Origin of the sequence: Paraburkholderia sediminicola (genome assembly GCF_046026895.1) — a bacterium.
GTDB lineage: Bacteria > Pseudomonadota > Gammaproteobacteria > Burkholderiales > Burkholderiaceae > Paraburkholderia > Paraburkholderia sediminicola_C.
Genome location: NZ_JAQQEU010000038.1, coordinates 61555 through 71239, shown reverse-complemented (window position 1 = coordinate 71239; position 9685 = coordinate 61555). Strand labels below are relative to the sequence as shown.

Sequence of the window (9685 nt, the reverse complement as noted above, 5' to 3'; positions counted from 1 at the left end):
TGCAGGTCGCGGTAACGCTCGCACTCGCGCCGCTGACCGTCTACTGGTTCGCGCAGATTCCGCTGATCGGTCCGCTCGCGAACGCTTTTGCGATTCCGTGGGTCAGTCTGCTGGTCACGCCGGCGGTGTTGGCCGGCGTGGCATTGCCCGCGCCGCTGGATACCTGGCTGTGGCACGCCGCGCATCTGCTGCTCGAGCTGCTGGCCGTCGGCCTGCATATGTTGTCCGGCCCCGCCTGGGCGCTCTGGCGGCTGCCGCAACCGGACGCATGGACGCTCGCCGCGGCAACGTTCGGCGTGTTCTGGTGTCTCGCGCCACGTGGCTGGCCGCTGCGCTGGGCCGCACCGCTGACCTGGCTGCCGCTGCTGATGCCGGCGCCGCCCGGTCCGCCGCCGGGCAGCTTCCGTCTGACCTCGCTGGATGTCGGACAGGGCAGCTCCGTGCTGGTCGAAACCGCGCATCACGCCTTGCTGTTCGATGCGGGACCGGGCCCGGAGTCGACCCATGCGGGCGAGCGAGTGGTCGTGCCGTTCCTGCAGGCGCATGGCGTCACGGCGCTCGACACGCTGATCATCAGCCACGCCGACTCCGACCATTCGGGTGGCGCACCCGCCGTGCTCGATGCGATCGACGTGCATCAGCTGGTGGCCGCGTTGGCGCCGGACAACGCACTGTGGTCGAGCGCGCGGCAGCGTGGCGCGCAGACGGTGCCGTGCGCGGCAGGGCAGCGCTGGCAGTGGGACGGCGTCGAGTTTGCGATGCTGTGGCCGGATGCCGGCCCGTTGCACGGCAAACCGAACGCGCATTGTTGCGTGTTGCGAGTCAGTACGATGCCAGTCGCCGCGAGCGAGGCAGGAGCGTTTTCTCGAACGGGAACGTCTGCGCAAACGGCAGTGCGTCGGCAAGCGGCATGGTCTCTTCAAACGGCAGCGCCACCTCAATCAGCACCGCCGCCGCAACCAGCACCGCCGCCTCAATCAGCACCGCCGCCTGAACCAGTACCGCCGTCGCAAACGGCAGCGCGTTCGCAAATGGAACCGCCTGCTCAACCTGCATTGCCGCGCATCGCAGCCTTGCTGACGGCGGACATCGAGGCACCGGCCGAACGCGTGCTGCTAGCGCGCGATCGCGACGCATTGCGCGCGCAGGTGCTGGTCGTGCCGCATCACGGCAGCAGGACCTCGTCGACTGAGCCGTTCCTCGACTCTATCGAGCCGTCCATCGCGTTATTTCAGGTAGGCTATCGCAACCGCTTCCAGCATCCGAACGCAGGGGTGTTCGAGCGTTACAAAGCGCGCCATATCGAGCTGGGGCGCAGCGATACGGACGGCGCGGTGCGGGTCGACGTGAGCACGGATCCGCAAGGCGCCACGCTGTTGCTCGAGCGCTATCGCGACACGCAGCGCCGCTACTGGATGGATCGTTGACGGCTCGACGAATGGGCCGCCCCCTTCTGGACATGCAGGACGCAGAGAGCCGCGCCACCCACGTCGCAGTGGCTGCACGAGGGCATGCAGGAAGCACTCACGAAAAAGCACTCGCGAAAAAGCGCACGCGCCAATCCGTGCCCAAAAAATCAGAACCGGAGATTGCCGCATTTGAAAAACATCATTCATTTTTCGCACGCCAACGGCTTCCCAGCGTCGACCTACCGGACCATCTTCGCCGAACTGGCCGACGACTATGACCTGCGTTCGATCGAGCGGATCGGCCACGATGTCCGTTTCCCGGTGACCCAGGACTGGCCGCATCTGGTCGAGCAGCTACTCGACGACATCGGCCGCGCTTACGAGCACCCGGTCTGGCTGGTCGGGCACTCGCTCGGCGGTTATCTGTCGCTGATGGCCGCGCTGAAAAAGCCGCAATGGGTGAGGGGCGTGGTGATGCTCGATTCGCCGGTGATCGCCGGCTGGCGGAGCAGCATGCTGCGCGTGTCGCAATGGACCGGGCTCGACGAGCGCCTCTCGCCCGCGGCCGCCACGCGCAAGCGCCGCACCCGCTGGGCGAGCCGCGACGAAGCGTGGCGCCACTTCCACTCGAAGCCGGCATTCGCGCGCTGGGACGAGCGCATGCTGTCCGACTATATCGACTTCGGCGTTCCGCAGACTTCGCCCGACGGCGGCCGCTCGCTCGCCTTCGACCGCCGCATCGAATATCAGATTTACAGGACTCTGCCGCACACGCTCGGCGCGCGGCTCGCACGCGGCGCGCCGGTGCCGGTCGGGTTCATCGCCGGCACGCGCTCGAAGGAAATCCGCCAGGCGGGCCTCGACGCCACTCGCCGGGCCACCGGCGGTCATGTGGAATGGATCGAAGGCAGCCATCTTTATCCGATGGAAAAGCCGCTCGAAACCGCGCGCGCGGTGCAGCGGATGTTGCACGAACTGGAGCGGCGCGCTTGACGCCACGCGGCGGGCGCAGGCGGATCGGATAGAGCGCCGCGCGGCGCATGCCGGGACGGCTCGCCATCACTTTTCGGCTGATGCCCCGGCGCGCGCGGTCAAGCTTGCGGCTGTCGGCGGGCGTGTGTGCAACCCCATTTGCCGTTGCACACAATCACAGAAGCGCGCCACGAAAAACAGCGCATGACCGATGCGCCGCGACGGCCGCCGCAGTGACACACGAGCGTGCAGATCCCGGTCGGATTTTGCTGGGTCGGGCCCTTGCTTTACGGTATAATCCGTTTTTCCCGCGAGCATCCAGCGATGACCAAATATGTTTTCGTCACCGGCGGCGTAGTATCTTCCCTCGGCAAGGGTATTGCCGCCGCTTCCCTCGCCGCGATCCTCGAATCGCGCGGTCTTAAAGTCACCCTCCTCAAGCTCGATCCGTACATCAACGTCGACCCCGGCACGATGAGCCCGTTCCAGCACGGCGAAGTGTTCGTGACGGAAGACGGAGCTGAAACCGACCTCGACCTCGGCCACTATGAGCGCTTCATCAGCACGAAGATGCGCAAGGCCAACAACTTCACCACGGGCCAGATTTACGAATCGGTGATCCGCAAGGAACGCCGCGGCGATTATCTCGGCAAGACGGTGCAGGTCATCCCGCACATCACGAACGAAATCCAGGCATTCATCGAGCGCGGCGCAGCTTCTGCGACGTGCGGCGAGCCGGATGTCGCGATCGTCGAAGTGGGCGGCACGGTGGGCGATATCGAATCGCTGCCGTTCCTCGAGGCCGCGCGTCAGATGAGCCTGCGCATGGGCCGCAACAGCGCGTGCTTCGTGCACCTCACGCTGGTGCCCTGGGTTGCCACGGCCGGCGAACTCAAGACCAAGCCTACCCAGCACAGCGTGCAGAAGCTGCGCGAAATCGGTATCTCGCCGCACGTGCTGCTGTGCCGCGCCGACCGCCGCATTCCGGACGACGAGCGCGCGAAGATCTCGATGTTCTCGAACGTGCCGGAAGACGCGGTGATCTCCGTGTGGGACGCGGACAGCATCTACAAGATTCCGCAGATGCTGCACGACCAGGATCTGGACGCGATCATCTGCGAAGAGCTGAAGCTCACGCCGAAGCCCGCCGATCTGTCGATGTGGTCGGCCCTCGTCGAGAAGCTGCAGCATCCGAAGCACGAAGTGACGATCGGCATGGTCGGCAAGTACGTCGATCTGACCGAATCGTACAAGTCGCTGATCGAAGCGCTGCGCCATGCGTCGATGCATACGGCAACGCGCGTCAACATCGAATACATCGATTCCGAAGAGGTCGAGACGCAAGGCGTCGAGAGCCTCAAGCATCTCGATGCGGTGCTCGTGCCGGGCGGCTTCGGCCGTCGCGGCACCGAAGGCAAGATCGCCGCGATCCGCTATGCGCGTGAAGCCAAGGTGCCGTATCTCGGCATCTGCCTCGGCATGCAACTGGCTGTGATCGAATTCGCCCGCGACGTGGTCGGCCTGAAGGATGCGAACAGCACCGAGTTCGATCAGGAAACCGAAAACCGCGTGGTCGCGCTGATCACCGAGTGGTACGACCGCGAAGGCCGTGTCGAGAAGCGCACCGAAGAATCGGATCTGGGCGGTACGATGCGCCTTGGTTCGCAACGTTGCCCGATCAAGCCCGGCACGATGGCCGAGGAGATCTACGGCAAGGACGTGAACGAACGCCATCGCCACCGTTATGAAGTCAATAACCGCTTCGTGCCCCAGCTCGAAGCCGGCGGCCTCATCATCAGCGCTCGTACCCCGAGTGAAGATCTGCCGGAAATGATGGAACTGCCGCGCAGCATGCACCCGTGGTTCGTCGGCGTGCAGTTCCACCCGGAATTCACGTCCACGCCGCGTGATGGCCATCCGCTGTTCAAGTCGTTCGTCGAGGCGGCGCTCGCGCATCATCAGTCGCGCACGGCGGCCGAAGTCGGGGAGAAAGCATGAAACTGGGCGATTTCGAAATCGGGCTCGACAAGCCGTTTTTCCTGATCGCGGGCACCTGCGTCGTCGAATCCGAGCAAATGACGATCGACACCGCGGGCCGCCTGAAGGAAATCTGCGCGAAGCTGAACATTCCGTTCATCTACAAATCGTCGTACGACAAGGCCAATCGCAGCAGCGGCAAGTCGTTCCGTGGTCTGGGCATGGACGAAGGTTTGCGCATCCTGTCGGAAGTGAAGCGTCAGCTCGGCCTGCCGGTGCTGACCGACGTTCACGCCGAGCACGAGATCGAACAGGTCGCCTCGGTGGTCGACGTGCTGCAAACGCCGGCTTTCCTGTGCCGTCAAACCGACTTCATCCACGCTTGCGCGCGTTCGGGCAAACCGGTCAACATCAAGAAGGGCCAGTTTCTCGCGCCGCACGACATGAAGAACGTGATCGACAAGGCGCGCGACGCGGCGCGCGAAGCGGGTCTGTCGGAAGACCGCTTCATGGCGTGCGAGCGTGGCGTGTCGTTCGGGTATAACAACCTCGTGTCGGACATGCGCTCGCTCGCGATCATGCGCGAAACCAACGCGCCGGTCGTGTTCGACGCCACCCACTCGGTGCAGTTGCCGGGCGGCCAGGGCACGAGCTCGGGCGGTCAGCGCGAATTCGTGCCCGTGCTCGCGCGTGCCGCGGTCGCGGTCGGCGTCGCCGGCCTCTTCATGGAAACGCATCCGAATCCGGCGCAGGCCAAATCGGACGGCCCGAATGCGGTGCCTCTGAACCGCATGGCCGATCTGCTCGAAACGCTGTTGACGCTCGACCAGGCCGTCAAGCGCGCGCCGTTCCTCGAGAGCGATTTCAACTGATTCAGACGTTCGCCGCGTGTCACGATTGGCTTGCATGATGGGCACCGTCAGTGGCGTGCGGCGAATGCACGCAATGGTCGTCGAACGTATCGGCGCGCGAGTTGTCTGTCGGGGAGACCGGTGCGCTGCGTGGGACCGGGATAAGCGCTAAAGCGCTAACTCCGGATCGACGTGCCCGGTACAGTGTCACAGTACAGAATTCAACGTCATTTCTTGAGGAAACCATGAGTGCTATCGTAGATATCATCGGTCGAGAGATTCTCGATTCGCGAGGCAACCCCACCGTCGAATGCGACGTGCTGCTCGAGTCGGGCACGATGGGCCGCGCCGCGGTGCCGTCGGGTGCGTCCACGGGTTCGCGTGAAGCCATTGAACTGCGCGACGGCGAAGCCGGCCGTTACGGCGGCAAGGGCGTGCTGAAGGCCGTCGAGCACATCAACACGGAAATCTCCGAAGCGATCATGGGCTTGGACGCTTCCGAGCAGGCTTTCCTCGACAAGACCCTGCTGGAACTCGACGGCACCGACAACAAGTCGCGCCTCGGCGCGAACGCGATGCTGGCCGTGTCGATGGCCGTCGCGAAGGCCGCCGCTGAAGAAGCCGGCCTGCCGCTGTACCGCTACTTCGGCGGCTCGGGCGCGATGCAACTGCCGGTGCCGATGATGAACATCGTCAACGGCGGCGCACACGCGAACAACAGCCTGGATATCCAGGAATTCATGATCGTGCCGGTCAGCCAGCCGACCTTCCGCGAAGCACTGCGCTGCGGCGCCGAAGTGTTCCACGCGTTGAAGAAGATCCTGTCGGATCGCGGCATGAGCACGGCGGTGGGCGACGAAGGCGGTTTCGCACCGAACTTCGGCAGCAACGACGAGTGCCTGTCGACCATCCTGCAAGCGATCGAGAAAGCAGGCTACCGCGCCGGTGAAGACGTGCTGCTCGCGCTCGACTGCGCGGCGAGCGAGTTCTACCACGACGGCAAGTACCAGCTGGCCGGCGAAGGCCTGCAACTGTCGTCGACGGAATTCGCGGACTACCTCGCGAACCTCGCCGACAAGTTCCCGATCGTGTCGATCGAAGACGGCATGCACGAAAGCGACTGGGCGGGCTGGAAGACGCTGACCGACAAGCTCGGCAAGAAGGTCCAGCTGGTCGGCGACGATCTGTTCGTCACCAACACGCGCATCCTGAAGGAAGGCATCGAGAAAGGCATCGCCAACTCGATCCTGATCAAGATCAACCAGATCGGCACGTTGACGGAAACCTTCGCGGCAATCGAAATGGCCAAGCGCGCCGGCTACACGGCCGTGATCTCGCACCGCTCGGGCGAAACCGAAGATTCGACGATCGCGGATATCGCAGTCGGCTTGAACGCCGGTCAGATCAAGACGGGTTCGCTGTCGCGTTCGGACCGCATCTCGAAGTACAACCAGTTGCTGCGCATCGAAGAAGATCTCGGTGATATCGCCAGCTACCCGGGCAAGTCGGCGTTCTACAATCTGCGCTAAGGCCATTTGTGGCCATGTTGCTGGCGCTGACCGATGAGCCGGTCATCCTTCGTCTCTGATTGACCTCGCCGCCCTGCGTATAGCGCAGGGCGGCGCGTATTTATTGTGCTTACTTCATGCGGCTTGTCACTGCTGTCCTGATCGTTCTGCTGGTGTTGATCCAGTACCCGCTCTGGTGGGGCCATGGCGGCTGGTTGCGCGTGCACGAGTTGCAGCAGCAACTGGCGCAGCAGCTCCAGAAGAATGCCGATGCGAAGCTGCGCAACGAGCGTATTCAGGGCGAAGTCCAGGACTTGCAGAACGGCACCGCCGCTGTCGAAGAGCGGGCGCGCTACGAAATGGGCATGGTGAAGGACGGCGAAGTGTTCGTGCAATTCGTCTCGCCGAATGCGCCGTTGCCGAGCGCGAACACGCCTTCGGCGACCACCTCCACGCGTGGCGAGGTGTCGGCGGCGCCGTTGCATGTGGTGCCGAATCCCGAGTCGCGTGCGAAGCCGGATCGCAAGCATGGCGGGAAGGCGGCCAAGGAGAAAGCCACGCATTGAGGTTTGCCGGTTAGCGTTGGCAAGAAGGATGCAAAAAAGGCGCGGTTCATTCCTGAACCGCGCCTTTTTCTTTGCGCTCGCGTTAAGGCTGATGCCGGGACTACCAGCCCCAACTACCAGCCCCAGTTGGGCCCGAAGCCGACGCCGATACCCGTCCCCCAGCCACGTCCCCAGCCGCCGGTGGAGTAGCTGCCAAACACGCGAACGGGCGGCGAATAGTACCGCGACCATGCCTGTGCGGCGTTTTCGGCGGCAATGGTCTGATCCTGCTCGAACATCACCTGACGGTCGATCGCGTCATAGCGTGCGCGCTCTTCGGGTGTCAGCGATGGGGCGGTACTGGCCGTATCCGCTTGATCGGCTGGCAGGCGGCTCAAGATTTGCGAGGGGCCCGGCGGGTTCATCGCGCAACCGGTCAGCGCCGCGCTTCCCGCGATGACTGCCAGCAAGATAAGCGTGCGCGCGTTGCGTAGCAGCGAAACAGGGCGTGTCATGTTCGAACTCCATCGGTCGGACGCCTAAGCAAAACGTGCGCGGCGCGCAATGCCAATGATTCAACGCAATGATCGAAGATACAGCACCGCCCGGGCCGTGAAGACAACGGGCGGCGCGGTGGTGACTGCCGTCGCGCAAGCGCGCTGGAGCGCCGTTCAGCGGGCGTCGCACCCGCCCCGGCGGAAGCCGGCTCAGAGCGGCTTCAATGCCGCTGCTCGGCAGCGGGCGTCACGCCTTGTGAGAGTGCATGGGCGACGAAAAGTTGCGCCACGTCGACCGGGTCGAATTCATAACGTTGATTGCAGAACTCGCAATGGATCTCGACGTGGCCACGCTCTTCGATCACGCCGTCCACTTCGTCGCGGCCGAGCATTTTCAGCATTCCGCCGACTTTTTCGCGCGAGCACGTGCACTCGAAACGCGCGGTGGCCGGTTCGAAATGCTGCACGTTTTCCTGCCAGAACAGGCGGCGGAAAACCGTCTCCGGTTCTTCCTTCAACAGCTCCTCTTGCGACAGCGTGCCGCCCAGCGTGCAAACGCGCTCCCACGTATCCGCGTCCAGCTCGCCCGGATGCGGCACGATCCCGCCGTCGCCCGGCAGCTTCTGCAGCAGCATGCCGACTGCGCGCTCGGTATTCGCCGCGAGCCACAGGCGCGTGTCGAGCTGCTCCGAATGATGCATGTAGTGTTCGAGGACTTCGGCCATCGACCCGAGCGGGCCATCCACGCCCGACAGCGGCACGATACTTTGATACGGCTGCTGGCCGGGCTGCTTGTCGGCCGGGTCGAGCGTGATCACGCAGCGGCCGTGGCCGCTCGCGTTCAACAGCTCGACCATCGAGCTCGTGTCGTCGATCGTGGTGTCCGCGTTGCCGGACAGCTTGGCGGTGGCGCGCATCGATAGATCGGAGCCGCACTGGACCACCAGCATCTTGATCGGGCCGTCGCCGAAAATCTGCATGACGAGCGTGCCGTCGAACTTGAGGTTCGCCGACAGCAGCGCGCAGGCGGCCATCATTTCGCCCAGAATCGTCCGCACCGGCGCCGGATAATCACGCCGCGTCAGCACTTCCTGCCACGTATTGCGCAGCGAAACGATCTCGCCGCGCACTGGCGCCGCGCTGAACATGAATTTTTGCAACTGGTCGCTCACAACTTTTCCTCGTGGAATGGCGCGGCGTGATGCCGCACCGTGCGCGCCGCGCGCGCCGGCTTCTAGCCGATGCGTACGAGCTGCGCCTTGAAAAACTCGCGGCGCTCGGCATAGCTTGCCGCGCCGCGCTGCATATTGGCGATATCCGTCTCGGTCAATTCGCGCACCACCTTGGCGGGCGCGCCGAGAATCAGTGAATTGTCGGGAAACACCTTGCCTTCGGTGACGATGGCGCCCGCTCCCACCAGACAGTTGCGGCCGATTACCGCGCCATTCAAGACCACGGCCTGAATTCCGATCAGCGAGCCTTCCTTGATCGTGCAGCCATGCAGCATCACCTGGTGGCCGACCGTTACGTTGGACTCGATCGTCAGCGGAAAGCCGGGGTCGGTGTGCAGCACGGCGTTTTCCTGCACGTTGCTGCCGGCGCCGATCGTGATCGGCTCGTTGTCGCCGCGGATCGTCGCGCCGAACCAGACGCTCGCGTTTTCCCCGAGCGTCACGTTGCCGACGATATTCGCAGAATCAGCAACGAACACGCTTTCATGGATGGTCGGGGCGGCTTCGCCAAGCTTGTAAATCGTCACAGTGTCTCCTCTTGATCCGCTTGATCGATCAAGGCGCACGCGGGGTGGGGCAGTGAGCCGCGCGCCGCGTGCTGCCAGACCGGGGGGTGTCCCGCGTAGCCGGCGCGACGGGCGCCGAACGGTCGAATCGAGTATTGTAAACGTTTGTGTGCTTGGGCCGCCGCGCG

General features: G+C 64.0%; 9 protein-coding genes. 6 read left to right on the top strand and 3 right to left on the bottom strand.

The window, feature by feature from the left end; all coding sequences use genetic code 11:
• The 6 genes from PQR02_RS24590 to ftsB all read left to right on the top strand — a co-directional run.
• Positions 1-1427 (top strand): ComEC/Rec2 family competence protein (locus PQR02_RS24590; RefSeq protein ID WP_408237145.1); only part of this gene is annotated, 1427 nt, incomplete at its 5' end.
• A 171-nt stretch (positions 1428-1598) separates the two neighbouring features.
• Complete coding sequence (locus PQR02_RS24585; protein WP_408237142.1) at positions 1599-2402, top strand: alpha/beta fold hydrolase; 804 nt, start codon at positions 1599-1601, stop codon at positions 2400-2402.
• Between the two features lie 303 nt (positions 2403-2705).
• Positions 2706-4379, top strand: a complete 1674-nt coding sequence (gene pyrG, locus PQR02_RS24580) for a CTP synthase (RefSeq protein ID WP_408237139.1) — start codon at positions 2706-2708, stop codon at positions 4377-4379.
• Entirely contained in the window at positions 4376-5230 is an 855-nt protein-coding gene (gene kdsA / locus PQR02_RS24575) for a 3-deoxy-8-phosphooctulonate synthase (RefSeq protein WP_149668182.1), read from the top strand. The genes pyrG and kdsA overlap by 4 nt, the downstream gene beginning before the upstream one ends.
• Positions 5231-5454: 224 nt before the next feature.
• Positions 5455-6738: a phosphopyruvate hydratase gene (gene eno / locus PQR02_RS24570; protein WP_042322785.1), complete on the top strand. Its 1284-nt coding sequence runs from the start codon at positions 5455-5457 to the stop codon at positions 6736-6738.
• Between the two features lie 116 nt (positions 6739-6854).
• Entirely contained in the window at positions 6855-7283 is a 429-nt protein-coding gene (gene ftsB / locus PQR02_RS24565; RefSeq protein ID WP_408237134.1) for a cell division protein FtsB, read from the top strand.
• 113 nt (positions 7284-7396) lie between these two features.
• Here ftsB and PQR02_RS24560 read toward each other — a convergent pair whose 3' ends face one another.
• The 3 genes from PQR02_RS24560 to PQR02_RS24550 all read right to left on the bottom strand — a co-directional run bounded on the left by PQR02_RS24560 (position 7397) and on the right by PQR02_RS24550 (position 9518).
• Positions 7397-7777, bottom strand: a complete 381-nt coding sequence (locus PQR02_RS24560; protein ID WP_408237131.1) for a hypothetical protein — start codon at positions 7775-7777, stop codon at positions 7397-7399.
• Positions 7778-7980: 203 nt separating this feature from the next.
• Entirely contained in the window at positions 7981-8931 is a 951-nt protein-coding gene (gene hslO / locus PQR02_RS24555) for an Hsp33 family molecular chaperone HslO (protein ID WP_408237128.1), read from the bottom strand.
• 62 nt (positions 8932-8993) lie between these two features.
• Positions 8994-9518, bottom strand: a complete 525-nt coding sequence (locus PQR02_RS24550; protein ID WP_408237125.1) for a gamma carbonic anhydrase family protein — start codon at positions 9516-9518, stop codon at positions 8994-8996.
• Positions 9519-9685 lie beyond the last annotated feature (167 nt).

Excerpts from the sequence above, each read along its gene's own strand:
- kdsA (WP_149668182.1), top strand. The coding sequence starts at position 4,376 with ATGAAACTGGGCGATTTCGAAATCGGGCTCGACAAGCCGTTTTTCCTG.
- eno (WP_042322785.1), top strand. The coding sequence starts at position 5,455 with ATGAGTGCTATCGTAGATATCATCGGTCGAGAGATTCTCGATTCGCGA.
- PQR02_RS24560 (WP_408237131.1), bottom strand. The coding sequence starts at position 7,777 with ATGACACGCCCTGTTTCGCTGCTACGCAACGCGCGCACGCTTATCTTG.
- ftsB (WP_408237134.1), top strand. The coding sequence starts at position 6,855 with ATGCGGCTTGTCACTGCTGTCCTGATCGTTCTGCTGGTGTTGATCCAG.
- pyrG (WP_408237139.1), top strand. The coding sequence starts at position 2,706 with ATGACCAAATATGTTTTCGTCACCGGCGGCGTAGTATCTTCCCTCGGC.